The following is a 16,392-nucleotide window of genomic DNA, read 5'->3' as shown; positions in this document are numbered from 1 at the left end:
GGCATGAATCCGTCGGACATCACCGCCGCACTGCAGCGCGCACTTTCTCTGGCCGAGCAGGCCATCGGACTCAGCGACCCTAATCCTCGAGTCGGCTGCGTCATCCTGTCGCCCGACGGCCGTGAGCTGGGGGCGGGCCACACCCAGGCGGCGGGTCAAGCTCACGCCGAGGTCATGGCGCTGCGAGACGCTGCCGCGCGTGGCCACGATGTCCGCGGCGCGACGGCCATCGTCACGCTGGAGCCCTGCTCACACCACGGCCGCACGCCGCCTTGCTGTGATGCACTGATCGCCGCGGGTATTGCACGCGTCGTCTCTGCGGTCGAAGACCCCAATCCGCAGGTCGCCGGTCAGGGTCTGGCGCGACTGAAAGCTGCGGGCATCCAGGTCGAGCTCGCCGACGCGGTCATCGCCGAAGCGGCACGAGAACTCAACATCGGATTCTTCTCGCGCATGCAGCGCGGTCGGCCCTTCGTGAGGCTGAAGTCGGCCATCTCCCTCGATGGGCGGACGGCCTTGCCCGACGGCCGCAGCCAGTGGATCACCGGCGAGGCCGCGCGCACCGACGGCCATGCCTGGCGGCGTCGGGCCGGCGCCGTGCTGACCGGCATCGGCACAGTGCTGGCCGACGACCCGCGGCTGGACGTGCGCCTCGTGCCCACCGTCAGGCAACCGCAGCGCCTCGTGCTCGACCCGCAGGGGCGCATGCCAGCCAGTGCGCGCGTCCTGCACCCCCCCGGCGAGGCTCGCGTCATCGGCCCCGGCCGCGCGGATCTGCCCGCCTTGCTGGCTCAACTGGGCGCCCAGGGCATCAATGAACTGCACGTTGAAGCCGGCCCAACGCTGTCCGGCGCCTTCCTCGACGCCGGCCTCGTGGACGAGCTGTTGGTCTATCAGGCTCCGATGCTGATCGGCGAAGGCCGGCCGCTGGCTGCGCTCGCGCCGCTGGCGGCACTCGGCGACGCCCGCCGCTGGCGACTCGTGGAAGCCACCGTTGTCGGCGAGGATCTACGCCTTCGTCTGCGTCCGACCTAGGGTCGCCACCTACAATCGCCGGCTATGCCCATCTCTCCCATTCCCGAGTTGGTCGCCGAGCTGGCGGCAGGCCGCATGGTCATCCTGGTCGACGAGGAAGACCGCGAAAACGAGGGCGATCTCGTCCTCGCCGCCGACCTTGTCACGCCCGAGGCCATCAACTTCATGGCCAAGCATGGCCGTGGCCTGATCTGCCTGACGCTGCCGCGCGAGCATTGCGAACGCCTGCAGTTGCCGCCGATGACGCGCCGCAACGGCACTCAACACGGCACTGCCTTCACGGTGTCCATCGAGGCCGCCACCGGCGTCACGACCGGCATCTCGGCTGCTGACCGCGCCCGCACGGTGCAGGCCGCCGTCGCGGCGGATGCCAAGGCGACCGACCTCGTCCAGCCGGGCCACATCTTCCCGCTGCAGGCCCAGGATGGCGGCGTGCTGATGCGCGCAGGCCATACCGAAGCCGGGTGCGACCTGGCCCGCATGGCCGGCCTGTCGGCCACGTCGGTCATCTGCGAGATCATGAAGGACGACGGCACCATGGCCCGGCTGCCGGACCTGGAAGTCTTCGCCAAGGAACACGGCCTCAAGATCGGCACCATCGCCGATCTCATCGAGTACCGCAGCCGTCACGAGAGCCTCATCACGCGCGTCACCGAGCGACGCCTGAACACGGCCCAGGGCGAGTTCGATTGCCAAGTCTTTACTGACCGCACCGGTGCCACCCACCTCGCGCTGAGCCACGGCCAGTGGCAGCCTGCCGACGAAGTCCTCGTGCGCGTGCATGAGCCGTTGTCGGTCATGGACCTGCTCGAAGCGGGCTCCTGCGGCCACTCCTGGGGGCTGCCCGCCGCGCTGGCGGCGCTGCAGGCCAGTACGGCGGGCGTCGCCGTGCTGCTGAACTGCGGCGAAGATGCCGCTGGCGTGCTGGCCCGCGTGCAGTCCAGCGAACAGGCGCCGGTTTCCAAGGGTGCCATGGACCTGCGCACCTACGGCGTCGGCGCCCAGATCCTCAAAGCCCTGGGCGTGCACCGCATGAAGCTGCTGGGCAGCCCACGCCGCATGCCCAGCATGACCGGCTATGGACTCGAAGTCACCGGCTTCGTGGCGCCCCCTTCCTGCTGAAACGACCAAAGGCACGCGATGCAAGATTCTGACCAAGGCCTGCCCAGCTCCGAGGGCGCACTCGACGGCAGCGAACTGAGCGTCGCCATCGTGCAGGCGCGCTTCAATGACTCCATCACGTCGGCGCTGGCCAGCGCCTGCCTGGCAGAGTTGTCGGTGCTGGGTGTGCCGGCCGAGGCCATCCGCCACGTCACCGTGCCCGGCGCACTCGAGGTGCCGCTGGCGCTGCAAGTGCTGGCCGAGAGCAATGACTTTGACGCGTTGATCGCGTTGGGCTGCATCATCCGCGGCGAGACCTACCACTTCGAGCTGGTCGCCAACGAGAGCGGCTCGGCCATCACCCGCGTCGGCCTGGACCACGGCATCCCGATCGCCAATGCCATCCTGACCGTCGAGAACGAGGCCCAGGCCTGGGCTCGCGCCGAGCCCAAGGGCCGTGACGCCGCGCGCGTTGCCGTTGAAATGGCCAATCTGCTGAAAGAGATCGAGTGAACGCTCCCAAGACCGCATCCAAGACGGCCACCAAGCCGGGCGCCAAGCGCGCTCCCGTCAAGTCCGCTCGCCGCCGCTCGCGCGAGGCTGCGGTGCAAGGCCTCTACCAATGGTTGCTGACCGGCGATGACGTTGGCGCCATCACCGCGCTGGGTCGCGAGCAAGACGGCTACGCCAAGCTCGACGTCAAGCATTACGACGCGCTGCTTGGTGGCTGCATCAGCGAAGCGGCCGACCTCGACGCCATCCTGTCTCGCCACGTCGACCGCAAGACCACGGAACTCTCGCCGATCGAGCACGCCATCCTGATGATCGGCGCCTACGAGCTCAAGCACTGCGTCGACATCCCCTACCGCGTTGCCATCAACGAGGCCGTGGAGCTGGCCAAGTCCTTCGGTGGCACCGATGGCCACAAGTACGTCAATGGCGTGCTGGACCGCGCGGCCGGCGATCTGCGCCCCACCGAGGTGGGCGCGAAGCGTTAAAGACGCCGTGAAGCTCGCCGCCAGGCTCGACCGCATCGAGCCCTTCTACGTGATGGAGCTGGCCAAGGCCGCGGCCCGGGTTGCCGCAGGCCCGCTGTGCGATCCCGCACAGGGCGGTCGGCGCATGATCCGCCTCAATGTGGGCGAGCCCGACTTTGGCGCTGCGCCGGCGGTGCGCGAAGCCGTGGCCCGCGTCGCCCAAGGCCCGACGCCCTACACCGATGCCCTCGGCCTGCCCGAGCTGCGCGAAGCCATCTCCCACTGGTACGCCCAGCGTTTCGGCCTGAACGTCTCGCCCGAGCGCATCGCCATCACTGCCGGCGCCTCGGCTGGCTTGCAGCTCGCTTGCCTCGCTCTGTTCGAGCGGGGCGATGAGGTGTTGATGCCCGACCCCTGCTACCCCTGCAACCGGCACTTCGTGACGGCGGCCGACGCGACGCCGCGTCTGCTGCCCACCGGCGCTGCCGAGCGCTTCCAGCTTGGCGCTGCGCAAGTGCGCGAGGCCTGGACGCCAGCAACACGCGGCGTGCTGCTGGCTTCACCCAGCAACCCCACCGGTACCTCCATCGCACCCGACGTGCTGGCCGACATCGCCGGCTTTGTGCGTGAGCACGGCGGCGTCACGGTTGTCGACGAGATCTACCTGCCGCTGAGCTACGACGAGCACTTCAGCCACAGTGCCTTGGCCCTGGGCGACGACATCGTCTCGGTCAACAGCTTCTCCAAGTACTTCGGCATGACGGGCTGGCGGCTGGGTTGGCTGGTGCTGCCCCCGGCCCTGGTGCCGGCCATCGAGCGGCTGGCGCAGAACCTCTACATCTGCCCCTCGACGCTGGCGCAGGTGGCCGCGCTGAGGGCCTTCGAGCCCGAGTCGATTGCTGAGTTCGAACGCCGCCGCAGCATGCTGCGTGAGCGCCGCGACTACGTGGTGTCGGCCCTCAACGACCTCGGCCTGACGGTGCCCGTCGCGCCCGACGGCGCCTTCTATGCCTGGATGGACATCAGCCGCCATCACGCCGACAGCTGGGCCTTCGCCCACGAGTTGCTGCAAAGCGCCCAGGTCGCCCTGACGCCCGGCCGCGACTTCGGCTTGGCCGACCCGCAACGCTGGATGCGCCTGTCCTTCGCATCGTCGATGGAAGACCTGCAGGAAGCCATGCGTCGCCTACGCGAGGTGTTGGCGTGAGCTTTGATTTCCCCATCCGCGTCTACTGGGAAGACACCGACGCCGGCGGCATCGTCTTCTACGCCAACTACCTGAAGTTCTTCGAGCGCGCCCGTACCGAGTGGCTGCGCGCGGCCGGCGTCGAGCAGCACCAGCTGCGCGAGGACACCGGCGTCATGTTCGTCGTGGCTGCCACCAGCCTGCGCTATGCCGCGCCGGCGCGGCTCGACGACCTGCTGACCATCACGGTCGAGCCTCAGCCCGCCGGTCGCGCCAGCCTCATCGTGCGCCAGCGCGCGCTGCGCGGCGACACGCTGCTGTGCGAAGGCGAAATCCGCATCGGCTGCGTACGCGCGAGCGACCTGAAACCCCAACGCCTGCCGGACTCTGTCGTCGCAGCGATCACCACCGCATGAACCAAGACCTCTCCATCGTCTCCCTGATCCTGCACGCCAGCTTTGCCGTGCAGCTCGTCATCGCAGGCCTGCTGCTCGTGTCGCTTGCGAGCTGGAGCGTCATCTTCGGCAAGCTCATCGGCCTGGGGCAGATCAAGCGCCGCAACGACGCCTTCGAGGCCGAGTTCTGGAGCGGCAAGAACCTCAACGACCTCTATCAGTCGGTTGGCAACCGCGCCGACGCCGCACCGCTGGAGCGCATCTTCGCGTCCGGCATGCGCGAGTTCCTGAAGCTGCGCGAGAAGCGCGTGACCGATGCCGGCGCCCTGCTCGACGCCGCCCGCCGCGCGATGCGCGCGAGCTTCCACCGCGAGCTGGACGCGATGGAAAGCAACCTGTCCTTCCTCGCCTCGGTCGGTTCGGTGTCGCCTTACGTGGGCCTGTTCGGCACCATCTGGGGAATCATGCATGCCTTCGTCGGCTTGTCGAACCTGACGCAGGTCACGCTGGCTACTGTTGCGCCCGGCATTGCCGAGGCGCTGGTCGCCACGGCCATCGGCCTGTTCGCCGCTATTCCCGCCGTGCTGGCCTACAACCGCTTCGCCCGCCAGATCGACCGCAGCGCGATCACGCTGGAGACCTTCATCGAAGAGTTCTCCAACATCCTGCAACGCAACGCCACGCAACACTAAATGGCTTCCGTTTCCGCCCGTGGCGGCCGCAGGCGCCGCACGATGAACGAGATCAACATGGTCCCGTTCATCGACGTGATGCTGGTGCTGCTCATCATCTTCATGGTCAGCGCACCGCTGATCACGACCGGCATGGTGGACCTGCCCAGCGTGGGCAAGAGCCGCCAGCAGCCCGAGCACGTCATCCAGGTCATCGTCGGCACCGACGAGAAGCTCAAGATCAAGATCGACCAGCTGGAGCCCGAGTCCATCCCGATGAACCGGCTGGCCGAGCGCGTGAAGAAGGGCCAGGGCAAGGACGCGAGCAGCCCCGTCGTCATCTCGGCCGACAAGAACGTCAAGTACGAGGCCGTCGTCCAGGTCATGGATGCACTGCAGCGCGCCGGCATCCAGCGCGTCGGCCTGGCCGTGAAGAGCGGCGCTGCATCCAACTGATGTCCGCCGCCACCCTGCGTCCGCCCGAAGCTGCCGGCATCGGCCGCGGGCTGACTCTCGCGCTGATCGCCCACGGCCTGCTGATCCTGGCGCTGAGTTACGGCCTGCACTGGCGCAGCGATTCGTCGCCGGCCTTCGAGGCCGAGCTGTGGTCCGCCGTGCCCCAGGTGGCCGCACCCCGCGCGGAAGCGCCGCCGGAGCCCGAGCCCGAAGCCCCCAAGCCCGACTTGAAGGCCGCCCAGCAGCGTGCTGCTGAAGCGGCTGCAGAGCAGCGCGAAGCGGAGATCGCGATCGCCAAAGCGAAAAAGGTCAAAGAAGAAAAGGCCCGTGACGAGGCTGCGCGCCTGGAGCGCGAGAAGGCGGCCAAAGAGAAGGACGCGAAGGACAAAGCAGTGAAGGAGAAAGCGGCCAAGGAAGAGCAGGACCGCCAGAAGGCCAAGGACGCCAAGGCTGCGAAAGACGCGAAAGAGGCCAAGGACACCAAGGAGGCCGACGCCCGCCGCGAGGCGCTGCGCCAGGAGAACCTGCGCCGCATCCAGGGCATGGCCGGTGGCACGCCAGGCTCGACGGGCACCGCGGCCCAGAACTCGGCGCCGTCAGCCGGTTATGCCGGCCGCATCAAGGGCAAGATCCGCCCGCTCATCATCTATTCGGACGACGGCGCCGCCAACCCGACGGCCGAGGTGCAGGTGACACTCGGGCCCGATGGCCGCATCCTCGGCACCAAGGTGCTCAAGGCCAGCGCCGACGGCGACTGGGACCGTGCCGTGCTGCGCGCCATCGAGAAGGCCGAGACGCTGCCGCGCGACGTCGACGGCCGCGTGCCGCCGGTGCTGATCCTGACCTTCCGCCCACGCGAATAGTCCTGGATCTGGCGGGCTTCAAGCCTCCACGGAGATGGGCCGCCCGGGCAGCACGCGGCCCAGTTCCTCGGCCAGCGCCTGAAGGTCCATGGGCTTCCTGAGGTAGCCATCCATGCCGGCTTTCAGACAGGCATTGCGCCGCAGATCCGTGTCGCCGGCAGTCGCTGCAACGATGGGGAACGGGGGCAAGTTGCCGACGCGCTGCAGAGACCTCAGATGCTCGCTGGCTTCCAGCCCGTCCATGACCGGCATGTCCACGTCCATCAGCACCATGTCTGGCGGCTCGTCGCAGCAGGAGTCGAGCGCCTCGATCCCGTCGCCAGCCACCACCACCTCGTAGCCCAGCGCCTCGAGCTGCCCCCGCGCGACGATCTGGTTCACGACGTTGTCGTCCACCACGAGCACACGCCGGTTCTCCTGAACGTACAGCGGCGTGGGCGATGTCAGCCGCGACAGGGCAGTCGAAGTCCGGGTATCGACATGCGCGGTGAAGCGCTCCAGCTCCAGCGGGCTGAGGGGGAGCACCCGGATGTCGACCGAGCACTGGCGCCGAAGCCGCAGGGCGTCGGAGCCGGAAACCACGGCAAGCACCGGCCAAAGGCTGGGCAAGGCCTGGGCGATCTGTTCGAGCAAAGGCAGCTCCTGGCCGTTGTGTTCCGCGGCGATCATCAGCATCGGTGCCGGTGTCGCGGATGTCGCCGCTGCTGCGGCGTCCTCGAGCCTCTCGAACGACACCACGTGCCAGCCCAACTGCCGCAACCGCGTCTCGACCGAGTCCAGCGCGCCGGGCAGCGGGCTGACCAGCCATGCCACCGAGCCGGCGGCGTTCGGCAAGTGTTCGAGCGCCACTTCCTCCGCGGCAACTTCGCCACTCAGTGAGATAACCAGCCCGTCAGGCCCGGCGTCGACAAACTGGACCGAGCCGGCGGTGGCCGGACAGGGCGCGTCCGCTCGCGCAACCAGCCCTTGGGCTACATCGGCATCCTCGGCAACCAGCTGCAGGCGCTGCAGCACGCCCATGACATCGGAGGGTCGACTCGCCCCAGTGCCGGCGGCGTGGATGACGATGCTGCTTCGGCCAAAGACCGGCGGCTCGATCTCCGCGCTGAACATGACGAAGCCCGACTCAAAGCAGTCGACGATGCCGAGCAAGATCCGGTGGATGCCGGCACGCAGGTACGGCCCGGGATCATCAAGCTCGAGGTGCGGTCCGTGATAGTCGAAGTAGGCGACAAGCCCCTTCCTTCTGGCGTGCGGCAGTACATCGCGCACGCTCTGGGTGAACAGCTCTGAAAACTCCATGGCGGACCGTTACTAACTGTCCGCCAGATTAGGACAAACCCAGTTGCCAGGTCGTTTCCAAATGTGGCTGCTGCTTACGACCTGTGCTCCGCGTCAATGCGAGTGGCCAGCCGCCGGGTTCAGCACGAAGCGATCGACGGACCAGCGGCCCGAACCCCACAGCGCGATGACCAAGGCCAGCACGCCCCACAGTGCGTGCTGCGCCACGCCGGCAGCCGAGAGGTCCTCTGCCGGCAGCGAAAGCGCCGCCATCAGGTTGACGACAAACAGCCCCACGCCGGCGAAGCGGCCCGCCAGGCCGAGCACCAGCAACACGGGTATCGCCAGTTCGCCCACCGTGCCCATGTAGGCCGCCAGTGCCGGTGGCAGCAGCGGTACCTGGTAGTAGTCGTTGAACAGCGCCAGCGTGGACGACCAGTCGCGCAGCTTGGTCAGGCCCGACATGAAGAAGATCTGGGCCACGTAGAGCCGCGCCGCCAGCAGCGCGAGCGACTGCAGGTGGCTGACCAGAGTGTCCAGCGGTGCCGGCAGGCGCGTGGGCCTGAGCGTCGAGATCTGCCCCGGGTCGGTGGCGGCGCGCAGCGCGGTGGAGAGCAGAGCTTTCATGATGGTGTGGAGGTTGCTTGCGTGGGTGGGGCCGACCTGACCCCTTGAAGCCAGGTGTTCTGCAGCGCGGCTTGCAGCCACGCGCCGAAGTCGAAGTCGGCCTGCGCGCCAGAACCTTTCACTTCGGAGTGCTCCAACGCGTCGGAAAGATTCACGCCGCCCAGCACGGCCCGGACAAAGGCGGCCTCGCCCGCCGGCAACGGCTGCGATTCACCTCGCCAGCCGCGGCGCCAGACGAGCACCGCCCCCTCGCGCTGGGCCAGCAGCGAGACGCCCGGGCGCAGTTGCAGCCACAGCTGATCAGGCGGCGTCGAGCCCAACAGGCTCAGCGATTCGACATTCAGTTCCACGTCCTCGGCGCGTTCGGCCTGGTGCAGCGCCCAGTCCAGCCGCGCCAGGTCGGGCAGGCCGGAGGCTTCGCCGGCTCGTTCAATCAGAAAGCCCTCCAGCGCCCCACCCCACTGGCCCAGGTCGCCGAGCACGGGCGGGTGGTGGCGCCAGAAGGTCCAGGCGAGCGAAGCGAATTCGTCATCGCCGAGTTCGCTGCGCAGCCTCGCGAACGGCACGGTCAGCGCCTGGGCAGACAGCGCCTGGAGGTTGTTGCGATAAGCCGCCAGGCCGCGCTCGGTGCCGTAATGGATCGGGCTCAGGCCGGCCGGCGCGTCGCCACGGCCCAGCAGCGCCTCCACCAGCGCCTGTTGTTCGGCCTTCATGGGTGCAGCGCCCTCGCCCGCTCAGCCTCAGCCAGCAGCACGCCCAATTCGGGCACGGCGGTGTCCCACTCGATGAGCGTGGGTGTCGGGCCGAAGCGGCGGATGGCATGCTCGTAGACGCGCCAGACCTCGTCGCGCACACGGCTGCCGTGATCGTCGATGACGAGGCCGTCGGCCAGCTCGCAGTGGCCCGCCAGATGGATCTCGCCAACGCTGCCGAGGCGGATCGCGTCGACCCAGCGCATGGCTTCGCCCGCGGCCGCATCCGGCGCGAGGCCGTCGTTGCGCGCATTGACGAAGAGGTTGTTCACGTCCAGCAGCAGGCCGCAGCCGCTGCGCCGGGTCAGCTCGTTGAAGAACTCCGGCTCGGCCAGGGTGTCGCCCGCCCAGCCGACGTAGGCGCTGATGTTTTCCACCAGCATGGGGCGATTGAGGCGCTGCTGCACCTGGCCGACGTGGCGCACCATCAGCGCCAGCGATTCTTCGTTGAAGGGGATGGGCAGCAGGTCGGCCGCGTGCAGGCCGCCGCTCGCACTCTCCACGCGGGCGAAGCAGGCGTGGTCGGACACCCACTGCGGCTGCACGCGCTGGGCGAGCCGCGCCAGGCGTTCCAGGTGCCAGTCATCCAGCCCGGCGGCCGAGCCCAGGCCCAGCCCGACGCCATGCAGGCTAAGCGGATAGGCCTCGCGGCCGGCGTCCAGCACGGCGAGCGTGATGCCGCCGTCGGCAAAGAAGTTCTCGGAATGAACTTCGATGAAGCCGAGCGCGGGGCGCTCGGCCAGCAAGGCCTCGTAGTGAGGCTGGCGCCAACCGATGCCCACGCAGGCAGCAGTTGGCGACATCACGGGGTCGATCAAGCGATCAAGCCATTACTTGGCGGGTGTCTTGGTGGCGCCGCCGGACTTCTCGCAGCTGCCCTTGGCAACGTACTTCCACTCGTTAGGATCGTTGTCCTTCTTGGACTGACCCGCGCAGGAGTGGCTGCCGTTGGCCGTGGCGCAGTCGTTCTGGCCGGCCTTGGCAATGCCGTAGCACTTCTCCTTGGCGGCATCGGCGGCCTGGACTTGGGCGACGACGCCAAGCGACAGGGCGGCGGCGAGAGCGGAGGAAATGAGGGCTTGGTTCTTCATGGACAGGTCTCCAAAAGGTTGGGGGGTGGAAGGCGGCCGATCATCCGGCGGCGAGAACGAAGTCGCAAGACAAACCCAAGTCCTTACACTGCCCGGCGCCATGAATGCTTCCACCGCCTCAGCTGACTACTGCCGCCAGATCGAAGCCCTGCGCCCAGCCTTGCTGAAGTACGCACGGTTGCAGTTGCGCAACCCGGCCTGGGCCGAGGACGCGGTGTCGGACACCCTGCTCGCGTGCCTCGAAAAGCCGCAGTCTTTTGCGGGCCAGAGCCAGCTCAAGACCTGGCTCATCGGCATCCTCAAGCACAAGCTGGTCGACCAGATCCGCAAGAACAGCCGCGAGCTGTCGACAACGTGCACGAGCGACGACGGCGAGGACCTGGACGACTTGTTGTTCGCCAGCGACGGCCACTGGCGCGAGACCCAGCACGACTGGGGCAACCCGGAGGATTCGCTGCGCCAGGTCGACTTCATGCGGGTGCTGGAGGCCTGCGTCGAAAAGCTGCCCGGCCAGCAGGGGCGGCTCTTCATGATGCGCGAGTGGCTGGAGCTGGAGTCGGACGAGATCTGTAAGGAACTGTCAATCACGCCGACCAACCTGTGGGTCATGCTGCACCGGGCCCGGCTGAGGCTGCGGGACTGCATCCAGGCCGGCTGGTTCAATGCGGCGCCTGCTGGAGAAGCGTCTTGATCAAGCTGAAGATCACTTGCCGGGAAGCCACGGAGATCACGCTGAAGGCGGAGGATCGAAGCATGCCCCTGGCCGAGCGCTTGTCGCTGCGGCTGCACCACCGCATTTGCACCAACTGCCGCCGCTTCTACCGCCAGGTGGAGCTGATGCGCCATGCCAGCGCGCGCTGGCGGCAGTACACCGAGGACTGATCAGGCCACCGGCGCGCCTTCGTCGGGCGCTGCCGAGGCGAGTTCCTCGCCCCCTTCCAGCGCAATCGCGAGTGCCAACCTGATCGCGTCGATCTGCGCCGCCAGACCCATGCTGGGCACCGTGGGCTGGGCGCGGGCCGCTTGCTCGGGCAGCGCCGGCACGTGGATGAAGCCACTGCGCAGGCCGCGGCCAGCCAGCCGGTGCTGCAGCTCGAAGAAGACCTGGTTGCAGACAAAGGCCCCCGCCGAGAGCGACAGCCCCGCCGGGTGGCCGGCCGCGCGCAGCCCGTTGCGGATGGCCTTGATGGGCAGCGTCGAGAAATACGCGGCAGGCGCATCGGCGCGCACCGGCACATCCTGCGGGCGTTCGCCGGCGTTGTCGGCGATGCGGGCATCGATCAGGTTGACGGCCACGCGCTCGATGGAGATTTCGGTGCGGCCGCTGGCCAGGCCGAGAGCGATGACGAGCTCGGGCCGGAAGACGGCCAGCGCCGTCTCCAGCGCCGCGGGCGCACCACCGAAGGTGGTGGGCAGGCAGCGGGCATGCACGGTCGCGCCGGCAATGACCTGGCCCTGCAGCGAGCGCGCGACTTCCCAGGACGGATTGATGGCCTCGCCACCAAAGGGTTCGAAACCGGTGAGCAGGATGTTCATGGCCGCCATTCTCGCGAACCTGGGCCCCGGTTGCAGCGTCGACCATCTACGGCGTCTGCACGGTGTTTCTCCAGGGCAGGCGCTCCCCGGCGCCCCTCCATAATCTGCTGCACCCCTCCAGCGGCATTCCCTCAACGCCAGCCCATGACCGACCCGTCCCAGCCCCTACCCTGGCCCCACGGCGATGCCGACTCCCCCGCCGCCGGCCCGGGTGCTGCGGCATCGGGCTTTCTCTGGCCCACCCCACCCTACGCGGCCTACCCGCAGCCGCAGGTGCAGCGCGAGCCCGAGGCCTGCGAGATCCTTGGCCTGAACAACAGCCGCAGCACGGGCCAGCTGCTACGCATGGACGCCGGCGAGCGCATCGTGCAGATCAACGTGCCGCCGGCGCGCAACAGCATGCCGCTGAAGTTCAGCCAGTTCCGCGCCGTCAAGCTGCAGCGGCCGGTGACGGTGCCGCCGCGCGACGCCAGCGACGTGAACTCGCCTCTCAGCGTGGACCAACGCCCGCGCACCGACTTCCGCATCGTCTTCAACGGTGGCGACGAGCTCAAGGGTGTGACCATCGGCCACCACCATGACAACCTCGGCCTCTTCCTGTTCCCGCCGCTGTCCGACAGCGACGACTCCGTGCGCCGCGTCTTCGTGCCGCGCGAGGTGCTGACGCATTTCGAGATCGGTGAGCGCATCGGCGAGATGCTGCTGAAGGATGCACTCGTCACGACCGAGCAGCTCAATGCCGCGGCCGTCGAGCAGACCGGCCTGCGCCAGCGCCGCGTGGGCGACATCCTGGTCGAGCAGCAGATCGTCTCCGCCGACCAACTGCTGCAGGCCATCGAGCAGCAGGCCAAGATGCCCATGGTGCGCATCGGCGAGGCGCTGCTGGCGCTGGACTTGGTCACGCCCGCGCAGCTGGAGCAGGCCCTCGTGCAGCAGCGCGACGACCGCTCCGTGCCCCTGGGCGAGCTGCTGGTGCGCAAGGGTGTCATCAGTCGCGCGCAGCTGCAGTCGGCCCTGGCGCGCAAGATGGGCTACCCGGTCGTCGACGTCGAGAACTTCGCCATCGAGCCCGACGCCGTACGCAAGCTGCCGCACGCGGTGGCCAAGCGCCTGGAAGTGCTGCCGCTGGTGCTGCGCGACGGCCGCATGGTCGTCGCCATGGAAGACCCGACGCGGCGCGACGCCATCGACGAGGTCGAGTTCATCACCCAGCTCAAGGTCGTGCCCACGCTCACCAAGCTCGGCACGCTGCAGTTCGCCATTCCCGCAGCCTTTGATCGCTATGGCGCCGAGGCGCTGACACGCACCAACGCCGACCCCCTGCCCGACTTCACGCCCGACTTCGCGCTCGACACCTCCAACAAGCTCATCGAAAGCCTGGAGCGCGACAGCAGCGAGCGCACGAACAAGGAAGAAGAGTCGCCCATCGAGCAGAGCGACAACTCCCTGGTGCGCCTCATCAACTCGATGATCATCGAGGCGTACACCCAGGGCGTGTCCGACATCCACATTGAGACCTACCCGGGCAAGGACAAGCTCAAGATCCGTTTCCGCCGCGACGGCGTGCTGCAGCCTTATCTGGAGCTGCCCCACACCTACCGCAACGCGATGATCGCGCGCATCAAGATCATGTGCGACCTCGACATCTCCGAGCGCCGCAAGCCGCAGGACGGCAAGATCAACTTCGCCAAGTACTCCCCCCAGCACAAGCTGGAGCTGCGCGTCGCGACCATCCCGACCAACAACAGCCTGGAAGACGTCGTCATGCGCCTGCTGGCCAGCAGCAAGCCCATGCCGCTGGACCGCATCGGCCTGGCGCCTCACAACCTGTCAGCCTTGCAGGCGGCGGTGGCCCGGCCCTACGGCATGGTGTTGTGCGTTGGCCCCACCGGCTCGGGCAAGACGACGACGCTGCACTCGGCGCTGAGCTACATCAACAAGCCCGAACGCAAGATCTGGACGGCCGAGGACCCGGTTGAAATCACCCAGGCCGGCCTGCGCCAGGTGCAGGTGAACCCCAAGATCGACTGGACCTTCGCCAAGGCGCTGCGTGCCTTCCTGCGCGCCGACCCCGACGTCATCATGGTGGGCGAAATCCGCGACCAGGAAACGGCCGAGATCGCCGTCGAGGCCTCCCTGACCGGCCACTTGGTGCTGTCCACGCTGCACACCAACAGCGCGCCCGAGACCATCACGCGGCTGCTGGACATGGGCATGGACCCGTTCAACTTCGCCGACTCGCTCCTGGCCGTGCTGGCCCAGCGCCTGGTGCGGCGCAGTTGCACCAGTTGCAAGGTCAGTGAGCCCATGACCGAAGCCGAACTTGGCGAGCTGCTGGATGACTATCTGCACGTTTTTCCCGCCGACGGCCGCCCCTCCAAGCTGGCCCTGATGGCCGACTGGATCAAGAATCACGGCCAGACCGGCCGGCTGATGAAGTACAGCAGCCCCGGCTGCACGGCCTGCGGAGGCAGCGGCTACAAGGGCCGCGCCGGCCTGCATGAGCTATTGACCGTCTCCAAGAACATCCGCCGCATGATCCAGACAGGTGCCCGCGCAGAGGAGCTGCAGCACGCCGCGCTGACCGAGGGCATGCGCTCGCTGCGCCAGGACGGCATCGTCAAGGTGCTGCAGGGTGTCACCACCATCGCCGAAGTCCACGCCACCAGCAACACATGACAGACGCCGCCGAGACCGCTGCCGCCGCCCCTCGCCCCAAGCTGCGCCTGGGCGACGTCCTCGTCGAGCAGCAACTGATCTCGGCCGAGCAACTCGGCCAGGCGTTGGAGCTGCAGCGCGCCACCGGCAAGAAGCTGGGCCGCATCCTCATCGAGGCCAACCTCATCACCGAGGAGGCCCTGGCCCACGTGCTGGCCCGCCAGCTGCGCGCGCCCTTCGTCAACCTCAAGACCTTCCCGCTCAAGACCGATCTCGTGCGCCTGCTGCCCGAGACGCCGGCGCGGCGCTTCCGCGCGCTGGTGCTGGAAGAGCGCGGCGACACCCTGCTGGTGGCCATGGCCGACCCGCTGGACCTGTTCGGCTTCGACGAGCTGGCCAAGATCCTGAAACGCCGGCTGGCCATGGCCGTTGTCGCCGACAGCCAGCTGCCCGCCGTCTTCGACAAGCACTACCGCCGCAGCGACGAGATCTCGGGCCTGGCCAAGGCGCTGGAAAAAGACATCGGTGACGCCGTCGACTTCGGCGCGCTGCAGGCCAGCGTCGGGCAGGAAGGCGCGCCCGTCGTGCGCCTGCTGCAGTCGGTGTTCGAGGATGCGACCCGCGCCGGCGCTTCCGACGTGCACATCGAGCCGCAGGAAGGCGAACTGCTGATCCGCAACCGCGTCGACGGCATCCTGCAGACGCTGACGCAGGCCGACAAACGCATCGCGCCTGCGCTGGCCCAGCGCCTGAAGCTGATGGCCGGCCTGGATATCTCCGAGAAGCGCCTGCCGCAGGACGGCCGCTTCACGCTGCGCCTGAGCGACCGCACGCTGGACGTGCGCCTGTCCACCATGCCCAGCCAGTACGGTGAATCCGTCGTCATGCGCCTGCTGGGCCAGGGCTCGGCACTGCGCCGCCTGGGCGACATCGGCATGCCCGACGACATGCTCAAGCGCTTCCGCGAGCTGCTGGGGCGCGACTCCGGGATGATCCTCGTCACCGGCCCGACCGGCTCCGGCAAGACCTCCACGCTCTACGCCGCGCTGGCCGAGATCGACGCCGAGCAGCAGAAGATCATCACCGTCGAAGACCCGGTCGAGTACCGCCTGCCGGGCCTGACCCAGGTGCAGGTCAACGACAAGATCGAGCTGGACTTCGCCCGGGTTCTACGGGCTGCGCTCCGCCAGGACCCCGACGTCATCCTCGTCGGCGAAATGCGTGACGCCGAGACGGCCGAGATCGGCCTGCGCGCGGCCATCACGGGCCACCTGTTGCTCAGCACGCTGCATACCAAGGACACCGTCTCCACGCCGTTCCGGCTGCTGGACATGGGCGCTCCACCCTTCATGGTGGCCACCTCGCTGCAGGCCGTGCTGGCCCAGCGCCTGCTGCGCGGCGTGTGCAAGCACTGCGCCGAACCCCACCTGGCTTCACCGCAGGAGCAGGCCTGGATCAACGAGGTGCAGGCCCAGAGTGGCGACACCGAGCCTGTGAAGAGCGTCAAGGGCCGCGGCTGCGCCGAGTGCAACGGCACGGGCTCGCAAGGCCGGCGCGGTGTCTACGAGATGCTGGAGCTGGACCCCGACATGGCGCTGGCCATCCAGAAGAGCGACGCGGGCGCCTTCCTGGCCGCGGCGCGCCGCTCGCTCAAGGGCAAGACCCTGGCCGACCGCAGCCTGGCCCTGGTGCGCGAGGGCAAGACCTCGCTGGCCGAGGCGGTGCGGATCAGCGTGGTTGCCGAATAGGCTGAGCAACCGCTG

The 16,392-nt window shown here is 68.2% G+C and carries 19 protein-coding genes; 13 read left to right on the top strand and 6 right to left on the bottom strand.

The genetic code is table 11. From position 1 onward, the window contains the following. Positions 1-3: 3 nt before the first annotated feature. Genes ribD through tolA form a run of 9 tightly spaced genes read left to right on the top strand, consistent with a single transcriptional unit; the run spans position 4 to position 6,684 of the window. A complete protein-coding gene (gene ribD, locus AC07V5_RS24680) occupies positions 4-1,035 on the top strand; it encodes a bifunctional diaminohydroxyphosphoribosylaminopyrimidine deaminase/5-amino-6-(5-phosphoribosylamino)uracil reductase RibD (RefSeq protein WP_495118374.1) in 1,032 nt (343 codons plus the stop codon). Positions 1,036-1,059: 24 nt separating this feature from the next. Continuing rightward, positions 1,060-2,157 carry a bifunctional 3,4-dihydroxy-2-butanone-4-phosphate synthase/GTP cyclohydrolase II gene (gene ribBA, locus AC07V5_RS24675; RefSeq protein WP_495118373.1) on the top strand — a complete coding sequence of 366 codons (1,098 nt, stop codon included), beginning with the start codon at positions 1,060-1,062 and terminating at the stop codon, positions 2,155-2,157. Positions 2,158-2,175: 18 nt separating this feature from the next. Beyond that, the gene (ribH, locus tag AC07V5_RS24670; protein ID WP_495118372.1) at positions 2,176-2,649 is read left to right on the top strand and encodes a 6,7-dimethyl-8-ribityllumazine synthase; all 474 of its coding nucleotides are present in this window, start codon (positions 2,176-2,178) and stop codon (positions 2,647-2,649) included. Beyond that, positions 2,646-3,134 (top strand): transcription antitermination factor NusB, encoded by a 489-nt coding sequence (nusB, locus tag AC07V5_RS24665; protein ID WP_495118371.1) that lies wholly within the window; start codon positions 2,646-2,648, stop codon positions 3,132-3,134. Before ribH ends, nusB begins: the two co-directional genes overlap by 4 nt. 7 nt (positions 3,135-3,141) lie before the next feature. Next, the gene (locus AC07V5_RS24660; RefSeq protein ID WP_495118370.1) at positions 3,142-4,320 is read left to right on the top strand and encodes a pyridoxal phosphate-dependent aminotransferase; all 1,179 of its coding nucleotides are present in this window, start codon (positions 3,142-3,144) and stop codon (positions 4,318-4,320) included. After that, entirely contained in the window at positions 4,317-4,715 is a 399-nt protein-coding gene (gene ybgC / locus AC07V5_RS24655) for a tol-pal system-associated acyl-CoA thioesterase (RefSeq protein WP_495118369.1), read from the top strand. Before AC07V5_RS24660 ends, ybgC begins: the two co-directional genes overlap by 4 nt. Further along, the gene (gene tolQ / locus AC07V5_RS24650) at positions 4,712-5,386 is read left to right on the top strand and encodes a protein TolQ (RefSeq protein ID WP_495118368.1); all 675 of its coding nucleotides are present in this window, start codon (positions 4,712-4,714) and stop codon (positions 5,384-5,386) included. Before ybgC ends, tolQ begins: the two co-directional genes overlap by 4 nt. Continuing rightward, complete coding sequence (gene tolR, locus AC07V5_RS24645) at positions 5,387-5,821, top strand: protein TolR (protein WP_495118367.1); 435 nt, start codon at positions 5,387-5,389, stop codon at positions 5,819-5,821. It abuts the gene before it with no gap. Beyond that, complete coding sequence (tolA, locus tag AC07V5_RS24640) at positions 5,821-6,684, top strand: cell envelope integrity protein TolA (RefSeq protein WP_495118366.1); 864 nt, start codon at positions 5,821-5,823, stop codon at positions 6,682-6,684. The genes tolR and tolA overlap by 1 nt, the downstream gene beginning before the upstream one ends. Before the next feature lie 18 nt (positions 6,685-6,702). On the opposite strand, the gene AC07V5_RS24635 is transcribed toward tolA, so the two are convergent. The 5 genes from AC07V5_RS24635 to AC07V5_RS24615 all read right to left on the bottom strand — a co-directional run bounded on the left by AC07V5_RS24635 (position 6,703) and on the right by AC07V5_RS24615 (position 10,435). After that, positions 6,703-7,986, bottom strand: a complete 1,284-nt coding sequence (locus AC07V5_RS24635) for a response regulator (protein ID WP_495118365.1) — start codon at positions 7,984-7,986, stop codon at positions 6,703-6,705. Positions 7,987-8,079: 93 nt separating this feature from the next. Next, entirely contained in the window at positions 8,080-8,592 is a 513-nt protein-coding gene (locus AC07V5_RS24630; protein WP_495118364.1) for a DoxX family protein, read from the bottom strand. Next, complete coding sequence (locus AC07V5_RS24625) at positions 8,589-9,305, bottom strand: HvfC/BufC family peptide modification chaperone (RefSeq protein ID WP_495118363.1); 717 nt, start codon at positions 9,303-9,305, stop codon at positions 8,589-8,591. Before AC07V5_RS24625 ends, AC07V5_RS24630 begins: the two co-directional genes overlap by 4 nt. Further along, a complete protein-coding gene (gene bufB / locus AC07V5_RS24620) occupies positions 9,302-10,147 on the bottom strand; it encodes an MNIO family bufferin maturase (protein ID WP_495118362.1) in 846 nt (281 codons plus the stop codon). Before bufB ends, AC07V5_RS24625 begins: the two co-directional genes overlap by 4 nt. Before the next feature lie 27 nt (positions 10,148-10,174). After that, positions 10,175-10,435 (bottom strand): BufA1 family periplasmic bufferin-type metallophore, encoded by a 261-nt coding sequence (locus AC07V5_RS24615; protein WP_495118361.1) that lies wholly within the window; start codon positions 10,433-10,435, stop codon positions 10,175-10,177. Between the two features lie 100 nt (positions 10,436-10,535). Between AC07V5_RS24615 and AC07V5_RS24610 the strand changes: the two genes are divergently transcribed. Together AC07V5_RS24610 and AC07V5_RS24605 are read left to right on the top strand one after the other, a co-directional pair. Continuing rightward, positions 10,536-11,126, top strand: coding sequence for a sigma-70 family RNA polymerase sigma factor (locus AC07V5_RS24610; protein ID WP_495118360.1), 591 nt, complete (start codon positions 10,536-10,538; stop codon positions 11,124-11,126). Further along, a complete protein-coding gene (locus AC07V5_RS24605) occupies positions 11,123-11,317 on the top strand; it encodes an anti-sigma factor family protein (RefSeq protein ID WP_495118359.1) in 195 nt (64 codons plus the stop codon). The genes AC07V5_RS24610 and AC07V5_RS24605 overlap by 4 nt, the downstream gene beginning before the upstream one ends. Here AC07V5_RS24605 and pcp read toward each other — a convergent pair whose 3' ends face one another. Next, positions 11,318-11,980: a pyroglutamyl-peptidase I gene (pcp, locus tag AC07V5_RS24600; protein ID WP_495118358.1), complete on the bottom strand. Its 663-nt coding sequence runs from the start codon at positions 11,978-11,980 to the stop codon at positions 11,318-11,320. Between the two features lie 135 nt (positions 11,981-12,115). Here pcp and AC07V5_RS24595 point away from each other — a divergent pair, with 135 nt between their 5' ends. After that, complete coding sequence (locus AC07V5_RS24595; RefSeq protein WP_495118357.1) at positions 12,116-14,650, top strand: GspE/PulE family protein; 2,535 nt, start codon at positions 12,116-12,118, stop codon at positions 14,648-14,650. Next, positions 14,647-16,377 carry a GspE/PulE family protein gene (locus tag AC07V5_RS24590; RefSeq protein WP_495118356.1) on the top strand — a complete coding sequence of 577 codons (1,731 nt, stop codon included), beginning with the start codon at positions 14,647-14,649 and terminating at the stop codon, positions 16,375-16,377. Before AC07V5_RS24595 ends, AC07V5_RS24590 begins: the two co-directional genes overlap by 4 nt. Positions 16,378-16,392: the final 15 nt, after the last annotated feature.

The sequence above is a fragment of the Roseateles sp. GW821-FHT02E12 genome (assembly GCF_059421665.1).
The sequence above is the reverse complement of the archived record's forward strand: the minus strand, read 5'-3'. Positions and strand labels throughout refer to the sequence as shown.